This is a genomic window from Legionella parisiensis (assembly GCF_001467945.1).
Classification (GTDB): domain Bacteria; phylum Pseudomonadota; class Gammaproteobacteria; order Legionellales; family Legionellaceae; genus Legionella; species Legionella parisiensis.
Genome location: NZ_LNYQ01000013.1, coordinates 1,707,679 through 1,725,156, shown reverse-complemented (window position 1 = coordinate 1,725,156; position 17,478 = coordinate 1,707,679). Strand labels below are relative to the sequence as shown.

Here is a 17,478-nt window from a genome sequence, read left to right as displayed (position 1 = left end):
AACAAGATTATGTCAAGCAAGTGGATTTGATAAGGTAAGTGATGCATTAGTTAACTCTACTAGTTGATTATGTCCCTCAAAAAACACATTCCGCTCTGCTTCATTCAATACACTTACAGCAATTAAATACCGTCCAGATTTTAGAATAGAAAAGTCAACTAATTCACCAATTTCCGTTCCTGCAGGCTTACTTAATAGCTTTTGTCCGGAATAAATTTTTTTCTCAGTTTCAATTTCATAGATTTTCAATTGGTGTTTTATCGTCGCTTTATAGTGCATTCGAGCAATAATTTCTTGCCCTTTATAGCATCCTTTAGTGAAACTGATGTATGGTGTTTGTTGTAAACCAAGTCTATGCGGTAAAAATAAGCCTCGGGATTCGGGGTAAATTTCTATTTGATGTTGGAATAATCTTAAAGTGTGCCAGGTTAAAGAACCAAGAAATTGCTCCTTTTTCATAAAATGTTCTTGTATCGCATGTGCATAATCAGTCTGGACTAGAAAAATATAAAATCCATTACCTAAATGATAAGAACATGAATGGTTAGTATAAGTGTGAGCATAAAGTGCATCAGGGAAAAACTTTGTATCAGGAGTAATATCTTCATGATTTTGTAGATAAAATCCAAAAATATTAAATTGGGTGTTTTTTTTAAGCATAACGCGAGACAGTAATGCATATTTGCTTAATGAGTTAATCGTGCTCTCTTGTAAATCTTCAGGTAGTACTAGCTTAACTCCTTGCCAGGTAATTATATCCATTAAAGCGAGAATTCGTCCTTTAAGATTACACTGTGCACCTTCAATCATTTGTATGTCAGATAAGAAGTTCAAGTCGCAGGTTAACTGTCCTTGAAGAAAATCAATAGCTTTATTGCCCTCAACATCAATCACTGTAAGATAAGATAAATCAAACAAATAATTTTTATGAGGTAGAAGTACTAATTCTTTCTCTAATGCTTTGAAGGTAGTTAATACTCTGTGATTGATTAAATGTGTAAAAGTTGTGCTCATCGTTTTAAACCTAAAAAAACAGTCACTTCGAAGTAACTGTCAATTGAAATATACGGAGTTTATCTGATTTTTTAAACTCGCCATAGTAGTGTTTTAAAGAGGTTTAATGATTTCCGTTTATAAAGACAGTAGTGTATTATGTGTCTGTAACTTATTATAAAGAGATTTACCCATGTTGGATCCCAAGGAAAAAGCAAGACTTGCATGGCATTGCCGCCGAGGAATGCTAGAATTGGATCTTATTTTGCAGCATTTTATGGAGTATCAGCTAGTGCATTTGTCTGCACAAGAATTCGAGGCTTTTAATTCACTATTAAGTTGCACTGATCCGGAGTTATTCGCTTGGTTAATGGGTCATGAAGAGCCTCACGATCAAGAGTTAAAGAAAATTGTCGCGATTATCCGAAATAGTAATTGAGCCAGGAAAGTCAAAGACTTATTTGCGTTTGATTTTAGTGATCTATCTCATGACTGCCATTTTGATCCTTTATTCATCAATAGCTCTATTTATCAAACCCATTTTACTTGGCTTTATTTTTATCTTACTGAAAATTGATTGGGCCAATCAGAGGCCATACTCATCAGTTAAAAAAATTCAATTTACAAACAATGCATGGGTTTTGGAAATGGATCAGGATAGGAGGGAGACTTATACTCAAGCCATTATCCTCATTCACAACGCTCTTTTTCAACTTATCGAATTTGCGAATTCAAGTCAAAAAAAGCGGATAGTTATATTTCTTGACCAGATAACAAGCCATCAATTACGTTTATTACATCTCCAAATAAGTCAAAGTAGTATATAATTAGACATATAGTGCAAATATTGACCATTCGTTCTTATAATGGAATTATGAGGAAGTGATGAATAAAGAAACTTCTTATAGCGATGAGGACTTGATTAATTTGGCGAGACAGGGAGAAATGGAAGCTTATAATCTGTTGTTTTCCCGCTATAATAATAAAATACAGCAAATTATTTACTTACATATTCAAGATAGGGCAAATGTTAGTGATCTGGCGCAAGAAGTATTAATTAAAGTCTATCGCTATCTACATTATTTTAAAAAGAAAAGTCAATTCTCTACTTGGTTATATAGAATTACACAAAATACAATCAAAAACCATTACCGTGCTGCTAATTTGCGTATGGATATGGAGGCAGAATATGCTGATAATTATTATCCTTCGGTGCAATTGTCCCCAGAATATCTATTGATTAATATCGAGTTCGGCGAACAACTGGAGTCAATTCTTTCTACTTTATCTGAGGAGTTACGCCTTTGTTATGGGATGTATATCCTGGATGGTAAATCTTATGAAGATATTGCAAAAAAAATGGACTGCCCTGTTGGAACGGTGCGATCTCGTATTTTTAGGGCACGAAAATTAATTATGGAGTCAATAGGTCAATTTGTTTAAATAAACTTTTTTCTTTCAGCAATATGTACCCAAAAAGATTGTAGAGTGTTATGAATTGTTTATTGACAATCTTGTTACAGTCAAAATGGTCAATTTTCTGCAGTTGAGTTGTTACAAAAAATTCATAATACAACTTTTGAAAGCACGCTAGGTATTGTTTTTTATAACATTGTGAAAGCACTGGAAATGACTTTTTGGTGTTTAGTAACTACTATGTTTTTCTTTGTGCAACTACAGTAACCCTACTCAATCTAATTTTAGGATTCGGACTAACTTATTGCTGGTGCTGCTCTAATGATTAAATCAATAGGTAATTTATTCCAATGTTATGATGATATTAAATCATGTTATCAACTGAATGAAGAAGAGAAGCGAGAACTAAGTTTGGTGTCTTTTTTTAAACTGCGTTTCTCCCATAAACGTATTAAGCGCGGCAATCGCTGAGCAATCTCTTGCAGAGGAGCAATTTTTTGAAAAGATGACTATGATGTGAGATTAGTTCTAAAGGTTAAGTTACTTGGTTCGCTTTAACTGTTTTTTCAATTATGCTATAAAACGTCCTTGATTATTTACTGATCACTACAAGTGCCAATTTTTTATTAGATTAAGGGATGAATTATGTCGACAGCAATGGAAAAACGTTTAAACGAATGCGATAGAAAAATTGATGCATTGTTTCGCGGAGTAGAATTTAATGAAGAAATTGAAAGACAATTAAAGGCGCTTAAAGCTTATTATCACAAGCTATATATTGATGCGCTTGATGGTGAATCAGAAAAGGAGTCTATTAAACTATATGAACTTCTTGTATTAGGACTTGAGAGTGCAAAAAATGGAGAATTAAACACTAAAGAAGTTTTAAAAGAACTTAAAGAAATAAAGTCGTTAAGAAAAAATGGGGTTGTTCTCGAGAATATTCTTACTTCATTAGAATTATTATTTTGGGCCGCACTATCAAGTACAATCTTTTCATATTGTGTTCTTATGGCAGCCCCATTAGTAGCGATTAATCCTTTTTTTGCACTATCTGTATTATCAGTTTTTTGTGTGACTGCAATATGCTCAACAGTTCGCTTTTTCAATTGCCTTGATGAATTTAAATCGTTTGCTCCAATAGAGGAAGAGTTTGATCGAGAAAAGAATTTAATACGGTTCTTTAAACCTTCAGTATCGTCTCCGGAACTACCTGCATCAGACTCTTATGAATTCACACAAAAAGAGGGATTATCTTATCAAATAAGCCAAGTATAATCTTTTATATCTAAGGGATTTGGTGACCCGGATGAAGGTAAAACTGTAATCCGGGCTAATGGATATTTACTTTTTAGACATCACCTTCATGCGGCTCATAAATATCTATTAACAAATAAGCTGCTATTCAAAAAACATATGATAAAATGCTACCATTCATCTGAACTCTTAAAAGAACTTTATGCTGGAAAGTGACCGCTTAATCAGTACTCAAAGTACTACCTCAGAAGAGGCTATCGATCGTGCCATTAGACCTCTAAGCCTTAGTGAATATATTGGACAAGATGTGGTAAGTTCGCAGATGCAAATTTTTATCGATGCAGCAAAAAAGCGAAGCGATGCACTAGATCATGTTTTAATTTTTGGCCCGCCTGGCCTTGGCAAAACTACTTTGGCCAATATTATTGCACATGAAATGGGTGTCAATCTACGCCAAACATCAGGACCGGTTATTGAAAGGGCAGGGGATATTGCGGCAATACTCACCAACTTGCAAGCAAATGATGTTCTATTTATTGACGAAATTCACAGGCTTAGCCCTGTAATAGAGGAAATACTCTATCCTGCCATGGAAGATTATAAATTGGATATTATGATCGGCGAAGGGCCTGCTGCCCGCTCTATCAAATTGGAACTGCCTCCTTTTACTTTAATTGGCGCAACGACACGGGCCGGGTTGCTTACTTCGCCCCTTAGAGATCGATTTGGCATTGTACAGCGTCTGGAATATTATTCTGTTGATTCATTATCACAAATTGTTGCACGGTCCGCTCAATTGCTCAATGTAAAAACCAAACCCGACGGAGCAAGAGAGATCGCACTTCGATCAAGAGGAACACCGCGTATTGCCAATCGTTTATTGCGACGTGTTCGAGATTATGCTGAGGTTAAGGGGAGCGGGATTATTAGTGTTGACATTGCGCAAAAAGCTTTGAAAATGTTGGATGTAGATCAACATGGATTCGATCTCATGGATAGAAAATTACTTCTAGCGGTAATTGAACAATTTAATGGTGGGCCGGTAGGTGTTGATAGCATTGCGGCAGCAATTGGTGAGGAAAAAGGCACAATTGAAGATGTTTTAGAGCCATTTTTAATACAAAAAGGATTCCTTATGCGCACGTCAAGAGGTAGAATAGCAACACCAAGAGCGTATCAGCATTTTGGCTTAAATACAGTAGAGTAGGATGAATCAATGGATGCCACAATGACGCATCAACACTCCTTCCGTGTTTACGCTGAAGACGTAGATTATATGGGGATTGTTTATCATGCGAATTATCTTTGTTATTTTGAGCGTGCTCGTACAGAAATGCTAAGGAAAAATAATTTGATCCTCTCTGATTTGATGAAAGAGGATACTCTTTTTGCAATATATGATGTACATCTTCGTTATAAAGCACCTGCTCGATTGGATGATTTATTAACAATTAAAACTCAAGTGCAACAACTAGGCGCTTGTAGTTTTTTATTCGATCAGAGAATGCAAAATGAGCAGGAAATAATAGTGTGTGAAGCCAAAATTCAAGTGGTATGCGTGAATAGTAATTTGAAACCAAAACGCTTTCCCCATTGAATAAAAAAATTGTTATTGAAATTTGTTATAGATGAAGCCAAGCGTGAAATGGTACTGGAGATAATATAGATGGGTAATCAAGCAAATGTATTAATGTATTTTATGCAAGCAGGTATGGTTGTTAAATCAGTTATGATATTGCTCGCTGCTGCATCCATTACTTCTTGGACATTAATATTTCAACGAGCCTGGTTTTTTAATCGTAAAAAACAGCTCACAGATAGTTTTAATCAAAGATTTTGGGATAGTGGTGATTTAAGCAGGCTATATGCTGATATTGATAGTAATTCGGATGAACGACAAGGGATGGCGGCTATTTTTCATGCGGGATTCAAAGAATTTGTGCGAGCCAGAAAACAAGGCAAAATAGTCGTTGAACCGATACAACGTGTTATGCAAATTACTCATGCAAAAGAAGCAGAGAAATTAGAAAAACATTTACCTTTTTTTGCCTCTGTAGGTTCTATTGCACCTTATGTAGGACTATTTGGTACGGTTTGGGGTATAATGACTTCTTTTCAGGCATTAGGCCATGCTCAGCAGGCAACGATTGCTATGGTAGCACCAGGTATTTCTGAAGCATTAGTAGCTACAGCTTTGGGTTTATTTACTGCTATACCAGCGGTTATCGCATATAACCGCTATACAACACGAGCTAATGATTTATTAAATCGATTTGATTTATTTCAGGAAGAACTAATATCGCTTATAGAACAACAAAACAGTGATACTGTAAGAGGGTAAAATTTGAAATGATCAGAGCAAAAACCAAGCGTGAGCGCCCCATATCAGAAATTAATGTTGTACCATATATCGATGTGATGTTGGTTTTACTTGTAATATTTATGATCACAGCACCTATGTTGAGCCAAGGAGTGACTGTGGACTTGCCTAAAGCTGCGAGTCAAACTTTGGCACCTACAGATAGAGAACCTATTATCGTTTCAGTGAATCAGCAAGGTACTTACTTTCTTAATATCAGCAGTACTCCTGCAGAACCTATAGAATCCCAGGCCTTAGTTGTTCGCGTTGCAGCAGAATTGGAGTTGGCAAAGCAATCAAACCAAAAACTTAACGTTTTAGTTAAAGGAGACCAGGGGGTTGTATACGGTAAAGTTGTGCAGGCAATGGCATTACTCAAGCAAGCAGGAGCAGAGCAGGTAGGATTATTGACTGATTCATCTCAAGAAAAATCAGAGGGGCAAGCATGATAAGCAATCCCAGTTATCGTAAAGCTTTTTTTGCCGCACTTGGCTTACATCTTTTTTTAATTGTGATGCTTTTAACAGACAATTCAAGTCAGAGACCTGTTTTAACTGCGGAAACCAAAAATACACCAGGAGTAGATCAACCTATTGCCGCCACACCTCAAACTGAAGTGGTGAAAGCAGTGAGTGTTGATAATAAACAAGTTATGGAAACAGTAAATCGCTTGAAACAGGAACGGGAGCAACAAAAAAAAGCTGAAATTAACCGACAAAATGAGCTCAAGCGACAGGCAGAAGCGGCAAAACAACAGAGAATAAAAGAACAACAACAACTTGCTCGACTTAAAGAAGAGGCAAATAAGATTGCTATTGCTCGTAAAAAACAAGCTGAAGAAGAAAAAAGACGTTTAAAGAAACTCGAAGAGCAAAAAGCATTGGAAGCGAAGCGCATTGAAGACTTAAAAAAACAAAAAGAAGAATTAGTAAAGCAACAGCAATTGGAGGCTAAAAAGCTTGCTGACTTGAATAAGAAAAAAATGGTGGAAAAGGCTCAAGCTGAAAAAGAAAAAGCCGAGCTTGCAAAAGCAGAAGCGGAAAGAAGAAAACAATCCGAGGCTGCTGCTGCCGCAAAACAAGCACAAGCAGCAAAAAATGCTGAAAGACAGGCACGTATCGCTGGTGAAGTTGATAAATATAAAGCACTTATTGTAAATGCCATTGGCAGAAACTGGATATTGCCCGAAAATGTTGATAGTAGTTTATCGAGTCAGTTCAGAATACGTCTTGCCCCTGATGGAATGGTATTGGAAGTTACTTTAACTCGCAGCAGCGGTGACCCATTGCTTGACCGTTCAGCACAAACAGCTATTTATAAAGCATCGCCGCTACCTGTGCCCGCAGACTCAGAAACATTTAATCTGTTTCGTGATATAAGTTTAACCGTTCGACCAGAACAAGTGAGGGGGTAAAACTCGTGATTAACCGAATTATTACACTTTTTTTATTGCTTTTTACACAGCAAGTTTTTGCTCTTGATTTAGAGCTAACTCAAGGGATTAACTCAGCTTTACCTATTGCGATTAATTCTTTTGGTTCAGATAGTGCTGCCCAAGAAATTGGACAAGTTATTGAAGGTGATTTAAATTTCTCAGGGCAATTTCGTATTGTTTCTGGTCCACAAGGTGCCAATGCACAATCGTCAGTAAGCACGCTTAAGCAATTAGGCGCAGACAGTGTTGTAACGGGAAATGTCATCCGGGCAGGAAATCATTATGAAGTGAGCTTTACCCTAACTGATGCTGTAGCGAATGGGGCTACTTTATTGACAAAAACGTTTCAAATTAACGGGAATCAAGTAAGGCCATTAGCCCATCATATCAGTGATGAGATATACCAAAAATTAACAGGAGAGAGAGGGATTTTCTCCACTCGCATAGCCTATATTTCTGTCCAAAGAACTCTAAAGAGCACTCGCTATTCACTTGAAGTTGCTGATGCAGATGGACATAATCCACAAAGCTTATTGATTTCCTCTGAGCCTATTATGTCTCCTGCTTGGGCTCCAGATGGCAAAAACATTTCTTATGTCTCTTTCGAGAAAAAAAGAGCACAAATATTTACTGTTTCAGTTGAGACAGGGCAAAGACGTTTAATTACCAGTTTCCCTGGAATCAATGGGGCCCCTGCATGGTCTCCTAACGGAAGAGAGCTGGCAGTGGTTTTATCTAAAAGCGGAACACCCAAAATTTACGGGGTAGACATCAGTACTGGTAATATGAAGCAATTGACTTTTGGTGATGCCATCGATACCGAGCCACGTTATGCGCCAGATGGTAAAAGCATATTATTTACATCAGGGCGAGGGGGGTCACCACAAATATATCGTCTCTCTTTAGCAAATGGTCAGGTGAGCCGTGTAACTTTTGAAGGTAATTACAATGCACGTGCTTCCTATACACCTGATATGAAAAATATCATTATGTTGCATCGAGATGACAAGCAATTTAACATAGGGTTACAAAGTGCAGCCGGTGGACCAATTGTTAGTCTAACTTTTTCTGGTCACGATGAGTCTCCATCTGTTGCACCAAATGGTCGTTTAATTCTTTATGCGACCCACAATCAGGATAAAGGTGTATTGGGTATCGTTTCACTTGACGGTAGAATACGAATGAGACTTCCTGCACGTGAAGGAGATGTACAAGAGCCCGCGTGGTCTCCCTATTTGGGTTAATTATGTCACGAATTATTTATACACTTGTTTTTTGCTTGGCAACTTTAAATAGCTATGCTTGGAATGCAGCAGGCCACAGGGTGGTGGCACAAATTGCGTATGATAATTTAACGCCTAAAGCCCGGAGCATGTGTTATAAATATCTTCGTTTACGCACCCATAACACACCCAATTCCAGTTTTGTTAGCTCATCAACATGGATGGATGAAATTAGATGGAGAGAAGTATATTGGTATGATGTAATGCACTATATTGATATTCCTTTTTCCAGTGATGCAACTCACTTACCTCCTATTGAAAGTACCAATGCAGTAAAAACAATTAAACAAGCAACTTCGGTACTTTCCTCTAAAAAGACGAGTCCGTCGGATAAAAAACTTGCGTTACGCATGTTAATTCATATAACAGGTGACATCCATCAACCATTACACGCTATAACTCGAGTCAGTGAGCAACATCCTAAGGGTGATTTAGGGGGTAATTTATTCTTGTTAGGTAAAAATCCGGTAGGCAGTAATTTACATCAGTACTGGGATAATGGGGCAGGCTTTTTTCTTGGGCAATTTGATGAGGCTCGAGTAAAAAATACAGCACAACAATTAGAACAAAAAATGTCCTGTTCAATGATTGGTACAGAAATAAATTCTGCTAGATGGGCAAAAATGTCCCATAAGCTGGCTATAAAGAGTGCTTATCAGATAAATCCTAATGAAACCCCTGATAATAAATATCAGGAAAATGCTCAGAAATTAGTTCAAAAACAAGCTACGTATGCAGGATGTAGACTCGCAGCATTACTTAATAAAATTGCTCAATCATAAATTATGTACCGGATATAATGAATATCTCGATTGACTCCAATCTTCAACTCTTGTTGTATGGGTGAAATAACACTAAATAATCTATTTTTATTTGTGGTATTTAAGTGATAAAAGAAAGAGTATTAACTAGTACTGAAACCCTAGGGTCGTTCCTGAGCTTTTTCCACATATCATCGCTCTTTATTTGTCTCTTCTGATATTTCTGAAAAGGATGTTTAAAAACATTATAAAACACTCAAGTCTATTATGATTGATAAGAGAAATCCTAATAATCCTGTAAAACAGTTGATGCTATCAAAAAAGTTAACGCTATTGCACATAGTGTGGATCTAGTGAATATGTCAGTGATTATAGGAATCACGAGAGGAAATTTGTCTCAAGTAAAAGGTATGAAACAAGTAATGCCAAGAGAATTGTAGAAACAAAATGCTTAATTTGAACTTAAAATACCTATAAAAACAAAATATAAATACTATGCTATATTTTAGATGCAATTGATTAAAAATAGGATTTATTTCCTCAACAAAAAGGAATAATAAACATGGATAAATTATGTGCAAAGATTGGTGTAGTTAGCTTATTAATGAGCGTTTCATTATTTGGCTGGGCAGGATCAGGTGCCTGCAAAGCTATTGCAATCTCTTGTATGCAAAATGGTTATTTTAAAGGAGGGGAGAATGCAGGTAAAGAGTTAGTTAAAGACTGTGTTTTACCTGTGGCAATGGGCAAAAAGCAATTACCTAATACCAATTTCAGTCCAGAACAATTACAGCAATGCAAGATGAAGTTAGCTGAAAAAATAAAAGGTAAAATGCAAGAAAAAATGCAAGAAAAAATGCAGCAATAACATCCAAATCCTCTCCCTTAAAGGGAGAGGATTTTTGTCTTATTCCTTTTGTAACGATTCCATCACAGCACCTAAGAAACGGGTTGCCTCGCCTCCAGTTACTGCTCTATGGTCAAAACTTAACGATAAAGGAAGTATATTATGTGCTTCGATTGTTCCTTGAGCATTGACAACAGCTCCCTGATAGAGTCTGCCCACGGCCAGGATAGCGACCATCGGTGGAACAATAATTGGGCTTGCAAAGCGACCGGCAAACTTTCCAAAATTAGAAAGTGTTATAGTAGCTCCTTTCAATTTATCTGCAGTAATTTCTCGATTGCTTACAGATTCTTTAAACTCATTGATCCTTTTTCGTAGATCACTATCGGAAAGTTTCCCTGCATCATGAATAACAGGTACAAATAACCCTTCTTCATTATCCATGGCTAAACCAAGATGCACCTCATCAAAACACTGACGCGCACCGTGTTTTGTATCAAACCATGCATTTATTGCGGGCTCTTTTTTAGTGGCGTAGATCATTGCACGGATTAGGCGAATCGTAATATCAGTACCTGGCTTCCAAGCACTAGTATCCGCTTCATCAAAAATACTTACAGGTACAACTTCTGCATGAGATTGGGTCATACTATTGAGCATTGCTCGTCTTACTCCACGCAGAGGTTCAAAGCCTGCGGGAATTTCTGAGCTCTTGTCAGCTTGCGCCTGAACATCACCTCGAGTGATGATGCCAAACTCTCCTGTTCCTTTAACGGTAGATAAATCAACATTAAGTTTTTTAGCAAGCATTTTTACTGCAGGTGTAGCTTTGATACGACTTTTAGCTGTGGGCTGGATGCCGACAGTAAAATTATCTTCAGTGATTTCACTGCTTTCTTCTAAATTACCGACAACTGTTCCTTTGTCTTCTGTTTTTACACTAGCTGATTTAAAAGCTACCAAAGGTTCACCTGTTTTAATGACATCTCCAGGTTTCCCATATAATTTGCTAATAGTTCCAGACTGAGGACAAGGTACATCGACGACAGCTTTTGCGGTTTCCATAGAAACTAAAGGTTGATCAACTATTACATTATCGCCTTCTTTGACAAACCATTCATGAATTTCGGCATCTGGCAGGCCTTCACCCAAATCAGGTAGATTGAAAATATTCATTATTACTCCATTATGCTCATAACACTGTTTTTAATCCGTGCAACACTTGGAATGTACTGTTTTTCCAGCTGGAAATAGGGCATTACAGTATCATATCCGGTTACCCGTTGGACTGGAGCCATTAAATCAGCCATAGAATTTTCCATAATTTGTGCGGAAATTTCGGCACCAACTCCACAAGTTTTTGCTGCTTCATGAACGATAACACACCGTCCTGTTTTCTCTACTGAGGCTAGAATTGTTTCAATATCCAATGGCTTAATTGTTGCCACATCGATGACTTCGCAAGAAATTCCTTCGTTGCCTAATTGTTTCGCTGCTTGTTGGGTTTCGTGGATACTGGCTCCCCAGCTTACTAATGTGACGTCATCACCCTGCTGTAAAGTAAAACACTTGCCGATGGGAAGTGCTTCACCGTTATCTTCTACAGGTTGCTTGACCAAACGATAAATACGTTTAGGCTCAAGAAAAACTACTGGATCAGGATTACGCATTGCTGCTAAAAGCAGTCCATAAGCACGTCGTGGTGAGGAGGGAATTACAACTTGTAATCCAGGAATATGAGCAAATAGTGCCTCAGTACTCTCAGAATGATGTTCTGGAGCTCGAATGCCGCCGCCAAAGGGTGCACGAAAAACGAGAGGACAATGTAGTCGCCCACGTGTTCTATTACGCATACGAGCAGCATGAGAAATAATTTGATTCATTGCTGGGTAGATAAACCCCATAAATTGAAATTCAGCAACTGGTTTCAATCCTTGTATCGACATACCAATTGCTAATCCTGCAATCATGGATTCTGCCAGCGGAGTATCAAAAACTCTTTTTTCACCGAAACGTTCTTGCAATCCTACCGTGGCGCGAAAGACACCACCATTTTTACCTACATCCTCACCAAAAACCACAACATTGTCATCATGAGCTAACTCATAAGCCAAAGCCTGAGTTACTGCCTCGATTAAAGTAATATCAGGCATGAGTTGCTTCCTCCATAGCTATTGCACGTTGTTCCACTAAATATTCGGGTAGTTCGGCATAATGATAATCAAAAATACTGCTGATTGGCTGTGGTTCCATACTCAAGTATTCATTAACTGATTTTTCTACTTCTTCAGAACATTGAATTACCAGATTTTCTTCATCTTGCGCATTCCAGACTTTTTGTTCTATAAGAAATTCTTTAAATCGTGATATGGGTTCTTTAGGTTTGGCTTTTTCAACTTCAGCCCCAGGCTGATAACGAGTTGCGTCATCAGCTGTTGTATGATCCGATAAACGGTAAGAGATAGCTTCTATTAAAGTAGGGCCTTCACCATGACGTGCTTTTTCGATTGCATCGCCGATAACTTGTCTTGTCGCCAGAATGTCATTACCGTCAATTTGCATCCCTGTAAAGCCAGCTGCTACAGCTTTTTGTGCTATAGTTTGGGTACCGGTCTGTTGATCTCTAGGCACAGAAATTGCCCATTGGTTATTATTGACTACGAAAACAATGGGTAAATTCCATGTGCCTGCCACGTTCATTGCTTCATAAAAATCGCCTTCGGAGGTACCGCCCTCACCAAGACATACTACTGCGACACGAGGTTGATTTCTGTATTTAAAGGCAAATGCAACCCCTGTTGCATGTAAACATTGAGAGGCAATTGGAACACATATCGGTAAGTCTTCCGTATTACAGGAAAATTGACTGCCGCGCTCATCACCACCCCAGAAAGCAAGTATTTCAGACATCTTTACGCCGCGTTGAAATTGCGCAGCGTAATCGCGATAATAGGGCACAAGTACATCCTCAGGTCGCATTGCATGACCTATAGCGGTTGAAATTGCTTCCTGTCCATTAATCGGGGCATAAGTTCCCATTTTACCTGTTCTTTGTAAAGCTATAGCTTTTTTATCAAAAGTCCGTGTAAGAACCATAGTTTTATAAAGTTCTTTGAGCACAGAATGATCATGGGCAAAAGAAGGTAGTTGTCCGACCAATTTCCCATGTTCATTTAAAAGTTGAGTATATGTAATGTCAAATTGAGCAACTGTTGCCATACAAGGCTCCTTGTCAATAAAGCGTTTGCATAGCATACTCACAAATTAATTCAAAAACCAGAGAATTAGTATGGAATTCGTATTCCGTAAAAAAACTAAATGTGTCGATATGAGCGATATGATATAGAAATAATTGGTACCCTGTGTGTAAAGTAATTGAATAGAGGATTAATACCTCATAAATGATTGGATTCTGTTGTGCTTCCCCAGTACCAGTATCAGTTTTTATAATAATTACCCAAGAGGAATATTTTGAGTCGATTTGTATTATATTCATTAGACTATCATGATTCACTGCGTGAGTATTACCAAAAATTACTTCATCTACCTGGTTTTGTCCTTTTAGAAAGCACAGATCGCGCTCATGGACGTTATGATATAATCAGCGCCTATCCTTATGATTCAATTCAAATCGATCAAAATACTGATGCTTTGCCGCACTTATTAACAAAAATAAGTCAACTCTTATCACCAATCCCCTCTGTTGCAGATCTTCCTTTTCAAGGCGGTGCTCTTGGCTATATTTCTTATGATCTTGGGACAAAGCTATTAGGAATAAATTCCAGCATACAACCTACATTAGAAAATATGCCTTTGCTAAATCTTGGTTTGTATGATTGGGCAATTATTGCAGATCATCATACTAAAACCGTAACTGTATTTGCGGCAAATACCCATCAGTCAACTTCTAAAATTGTTGATGAAGTATTGGAGTTATGGAATAGACCCGCGAAACAACAAGATAATGCGACTATTAAAAGTGATTGTATGCCTTTGATGAGCAAACAAAACTATATCAAAGCATTTTCCTCCATTTATCAATTTTTAAAAGAAGGAAGGAGTTACCAAGTCAATCTGACTCAGCCATTTCATGTTAATTACGATGGGGACAGTTGGGCTTTTTATAAAAAAATTTGTTTGAAAAACCCTGTTCCATTTGCTGCTTTTCTACGAACAGCACATGCTGATATTTTAAGTTTTTCCCCTGAGCGTTTTCTATTTTATGAAGAGGGTAAATTAGTAACATCTCCTATTAAAGGAACAATAGGACGCTCAGCTAACCCTATGGAAGATGAAGTATTAAAAAATAAATTAACATCATGTGAAAAAAATCGGGCTGAAAATGTCATGATTGTTGATTTATTGAGAAATGATTTAGGTAAAATCGCTCAAACAGGTTCGGTACGCGTAACTAATTTATTCGACGTACAAAGCTATAATTCAGTACATCATCTAGTGAGTACAATAGAAGCTCAATGTACCGCTACCACTCTACCATTTGATGCATTTTTGTCCTGTTTTCCTGGCGGTTCTATTACGGGAGCTCCAAAAATTGAATCTATGCGAATTATTAATGAACAAGAATCTTATGCGCGAGGCATTTATTGTGGCTCTATAGGCTATTTTTCTCGGCATGGACGTTTTGATACGAATATTGCTATTCGTACCGTTACAGCCAAAGAGAATATTTTACATTTAGCTGCTGGTGGAGGAATAGTTATTGACTCAAACTGGGAAGATGAATATCGTGAATGTTTTATTAAAATAGCAGCGGTTATTAATGGACTTAAATCAAGTTAAAGGGGAAAAGTTTGCGCATTCGGCTGTGGTTGTTTTGTATGAGCAATTATCTGATTCATTAATTTTGACACAACGTAGTGATAATCTGCGCGCACATCCAGGAGAAATTTGTTTCCCAGGAGGTACCTGGGAGGAGGGGGATAAAAGCTATTATGCTACTGCGCTTAGAGAGTTACATGAAGAGTTAGGCATTACCTCGGAGCGCATCACTTTGATAAAAGAATTAACTACTCAAAAAACCCTTTTGGGCAAGATTATCCACCCTTGGTTTGCAAGTATCGAGACGCTTCATCCTTATCTACTAAATGATCAAGAAGTTACTCGTTTAATATCGATCCCAATGGCATTAGTCCAAGATGCTCAAAATTATAAAGATTTTATAATTGAACGGAATGGTCGTCGGTATGTTACTTGCGAATTCACTGCAAATAAAGATTGGGTATGGGGTGCGACGGCTCGCATAATGAAACAATTGATAAAATAATCAGAGAGGGATGTTTATATTGTGATTTTTTAAAGAATAGGGTCTTGTAGCAGACCCTATTCTATTTTACATAGCAACGGCAGGTTTTTTCTCCGGGAGACTTGGAGACGTAGCAGCGGAGTCTTTAAGTGCTCGACGAAGAATTTTTCCAACATTTGTTTTGGGTAGTTCATCATAAAACTCAACTACTCTGGGAACTTTATAAGCGGTAAGATGTTCTCGACAATAAGCAATCACTTGCTCCTCAGTTAAAGCAGGATCTTTTTTTACAATACATGCTTTAACGCGCTCACCAGATTCCGTATCAAAAACGCCAACAACGCCCACTTCCAAAACACCAGGATGCATTGCAATCACTTGTTCGACTTCATTTGGATAAACATTAAAGCCGGAGACAAGTAACATGTCTTTTTTTCGATCGACGAGGTAAATAAAACCTTCTTCATCCATTTTACCAATGTCCCCAGTTTTTAAATAGCCATTCTTGGTGAACACTAAGGCGGTTTCATCAGGTCGTTTCCAATATCCAGGGGTCACTTGTGGGCCTTTAATGCAAATTTCTCCGCTTGTTCCTATAGGTACTTCATGTTCATCATCATCAATGATGATGACATCTGTAGAAGGTACGGGCACTCCTATGCTTCCATTATATTCCGTCAGATTCATGGGATTCATGATGGCAGCAGGGCTGGTTTCAGTTAATCCATAAGCTTCTAATACAGGTGTTTTGGTCACTTCATGCCATTTAAGGGCTACACTTTTTTGCAATGCCATACCACCCGCAAGTGAAATTTTTAGTTTGCTGAAATCAACTTCTTTAAATTTAGGCTGGTTTAGTAAACCATTAAACAGGGTATTAACACCCGTAATTGCTGAAAAACGCACTTTCTTGATTTCTTTAACAAAGTGCTTCATATCACGGGGATTTGTGATCAGCACATTTTTTGCTCCTTGTTTTAAAAAAGTCAAACAATTCGCCGTAAGAGAGAAAATATGGTACAGAGGTATTGCTGTAATAATTGTTTCGTCGCCATTTAACCCTACTATAGGTTTAATCCATGCCTCAGCTTGAAGGACGTTGGAGATCATATTGCAATGAGTTAAAATAGCACCTTTTGCTACGCCTGTTGTACCTCCGGTATATTGTAGAAATGCAATATCGTCATGTCCCAACTCTACCTGATGCAACGTCGACTGTTCTCCTTCAAGCAAAGTATAATTAAAAGCTACCGCATGTGGGATACTATAAGCAGGTACCATTTTTTTTATGTATTTAATTACCGAATTGATAATGATTCGTTTTGGAGTTGGAAATAGGTCCGCTATTTCAGTCACAATAACATGTTTGACTGTAGGAATGGAACTTAAAGCCTTTTCTACAGTTTTTGCAAAATTAGCAAGTACAATGATTGCTTCTGCACCTGAGTCATTCATTTGATGAATAAGCTCATCTGTGGTGTAAAGTGGATTCGTATTAACAACAATATAGCCTGCACGTAAGATGCCGAATAAGGCTACCGGGTATTGAAGAACGTTAGGAAGCATGATTGCTACCCGAGCCCCTTTATCCAGTTTGAGCTGTTGAAGATAAGCAGCAAAATTTCGGCTTAACTCATCCAGCTCACCAAAAGTAATACCGCTCCCTAAATTGGTATACGCGGTTTTTTTAGCATAGCGCGAGCAGGATTCTTTAAACAAATCTACGAGGGAAGAATACTGACTTGCGTCAATTTCATGCGGGACTCCTTTCTGATATTGTTCAAACCACCGTTTATCCACCTTAATATCCTTCTGTTATTGGTTTTCACATGTTAGTATAAACAAAAATATCGGTTATGGATAT

Annotated in this window: 18 protein-coding genes; 13 read left to right on the top strand and 5 right to left on the bottom strand. The window is 37.7% G+C overall.

Annotation, left to right across the window (positions count from 1 at the left end; all coding sequences use genetic code 11):
* Nucleotides 1-12: 12 nt before the first annotated feature.
* Nucleotides 13-1,014, bottom strand: a complete 1,002-nt coding sequence (gene ygfZ, locus Lpar_RS13740; RefSeq protein ID WP_058518466.1) for a CAF17-like 4Fe-4S cluster assembly/insertion protein YgfZ — start codon at nt 1,012-1,014, stop codon at nt 13-15.
* A 172-nt stretch (nt 1,015-1,186) separates the two neighbouring features.
* On the opposite strand from ygfZ, the gene Lpar_RS13735 reads away from it, so the two are divergent.
* From Lpar_RS13735 to Lpar_RS13680, 11 genes are all read left to right on the top strand, one after another.
* Nucleotides 1,187-1,432 (top strand): FAD assembly factor SdhE, encoded by a 246-nt coding sequence (locus tag Lpar_RS13735; protein WP_058518465.1) that lies wholly within the window; start codon nt 1,187-1,189, stop codon nt 1,430-1,432.
* A gap of 446 nt (nt 1,433-1,878) precedes the next feature.
* Nucleotides 1,879-2,436 (top strand): sigma-70 family RNA polymerase sigma factor, encoded by a 558-nt coding sequence (locus Lpar_RS13725; RefSeq protein ID WP_058518463.1) that lies wholly within the window; start codon nt 1,879-1,881, stop codon nt 2,434-2,436.
* Nucleotides 2,437-3,054: 618 nt separating this feature from the next.
* Complete coding sequence (locus Lpar_RS13720) at nt 3,055-3,687, top strand: DUF5638 domain-containing protein (RefSeq protein ID WP_058518462.1); 633 nt, start codon at nt 3,055-3,057, stop codon at nt 3,685-3,687.
* A 181-nt stretch (nt 3,688-3,868) separates the two neighbouring features.
* A complete protein-coding gene (gene ruvB / locus Lpar_RS13715) occupies nt 3,869-4,873 on the top strand; it encodes a Holliday junction branch migration DNA helicase RuvB (protein ID WP_058518461.1) in 1,005 nt (334 codons plus the stop codon).
* A gap of 9 nt (nt 4,874-4,882) precedes the next feature.
* A complete protein-coding gene (locus tag Lpar_RS13710) occupies nt 4,883-5,263 on the top strand; it encodes a YbgC/FadM family acyl-CoA thioesterase (protein WP_058518460.1) in 381 nt (126 codons plus the stop codon).
* 69 nt (nt 5,264-5,332) lie between these two features.
* Nucleotides 5,333-6,007 (top strand): protein TolQ, encoded by a 675-nt coding sequence (gene tolQ / locus Lpar_RS13705; protein ID WP_058518459.1) that lies wholly within the window; start codon nt 5,333-5,335, stop codon nt 6,005-6,007.
* Nucleotides 6,008-6,015: 8 nt separating this feature from the next.
* The gene (gene tolR / locus Lpar_RS13700) at nt 6,016-6,474 is read left to right on the top strand and encodes a protein TolR (protein WP_058518458.1); all 459 of its coding nucleotides are present in this window, start codon (nt 6,016-6,018) and stop codon (nt 6,472-6,474) included.
* Complete coding sequence (tolA, locus tag Lpar_RS13695; RefSeq protein WP_058518457.1) at nt 6,471-7,439, top strand: cell envelope integrity protein TolA; 969 nt, start codon at nt 6,471-6,473, stop codon at nt 7,437-7,439. The genes tolR and tolA overlap by 4 nt, the downstream gene beginning before the upstream one ends.
* 5 nt (nt 7,440-7,444) lie before the next feature.
* Nucleotides 7,445-8,704, top strand: a complete 1,260-nt coding sequence (tolB, locus tag Lpar_RS13690) for a Tol-Pal system beta propeller repeat protein TolB (protein ID WP_058518456.1) — start codon at nt 7,445-7,447, stop codon at nt 8,702-8,704.
* A gap of 2 nt (nt 8,705-8,706) precedes the next feature.
* Entirely contained in the window at nt 8,707-9,525 is an 819-nt protein-coding gene (locus tag Lpar_RS13685) for a S1/P1 nuclease (protein ID WP_058518455.1), read from the top strand.
* 541 nt (nt 9,526-10,066) lie between these two features.
* On the top strand, nt 10,067-10,372 hold the full coding sequence (locus tag Lpar_RS13680) for a hypothetical protein (RefSeq protein WP_058518454.1): 306 nt from the start codon (nt 10,067-10,069) through the stop codon (nt 10,370-10,372).
* Nucleotides 10,373-10,411: 39 nt separating this feature from the next.
* Here the strand turns inward: Lpar_RS13680 and Lpar_RS13675 are convergent, their stop codons facing one another.
* Genes Lpar_RS13675 through pdhA form a run of 3 tightly spaced genes read right to left on the bottom strand, consistent with a single transcriptional unit; the run spans nt 10,412 to nt 13,570 of the window.
* Nucleotides 10,412-11,527: a dihydrolipoamide acetyltransferase family protein gene (locus Lpar_RS13675; protein ID WP_058518453.1), complete on the bottom strand. Its 1,116-nt coding sequence runs from the start codon at nt 11,525-11,527 to the stop codon at nt 10,412-10,414.
* Nucleotides 11,528-11,529: 2 nt separating this feature from the next.
* Nucleotides 11,530-12,504 carry an alpha-ketoacid dehydrogenase subunit beta gene (locus Lpar_RS13670; protein WP_058518452.1) on the bottom strand — a complete coding sequence of 325 codons (975 nt, stop codon included), beginning with the start codon at nt 12,502-12,504 and terminating at the stop codon, nt 11,530-11,532.
* Nucleotides 12,497-13,570: a pyruvate dehydrogenase (acetyl-transferring) E1 component subunit alpha gene (gene pdhA / locus Lpar_RS13665; RefSeq protein ID WP_058518451.1), complete on the bottom strand. Its 1,074-nt coding sequence runs from the start codon at nt 13,568-13,570 to the stop codon at nt 12,497-12,499. The genes Lpar_RS13670 and pdhA overlap by 8 nt, the downstream gene beginning before the upstream one ends.
* A gap of 252 nt (nt 13,571-13,822) precedes the next feature.
* Between pdhA and pabB the strand changes: the two genes are divergently transcribed.
* Nucleotides 13,823-15,151 carry an aminodeoxychorismate synthase component I gene (pabB, locus tag Lpar_RS13655; RefSeq protein ID WP_058518449.1) on the top strand — a complete coding sequence of 443 codons (1,329 nt, stop codon included), beginning with the start codon at nt 13,823-13,825 and terminating at the stop codon, nt 15,149-15,151.
* A complete protein-coding gene (locus tag Lpar_RS13650; protein ID WP_058518448.1) occupies nt 15,132-15,635 on the top strand; it encodes an NUDIX hydrolase in 504 nt (167 codons plus the stop codon). Before pabB ends, Lpar_RS13650 begins: the two co-directional genes overlap by 20 nt.
* 66 nt (nt 15,636-15,701) lie before the next feature.
* Here the strand turns inward: Lpar_RS13650 and Lpar_RS13645 are convergent, their stop codons facing one another.
* Entirely contained in the window at nt 15,702-17,414 is a 1,713-nt protein-coding gene (locus Lpar_RS13645) for an AMP-binding protein (RefSeq protein WP_058518447.1), read from the bottom strand.
* Nucleotides 17,415-17,478: the final 64 nt, after the last annotated feature.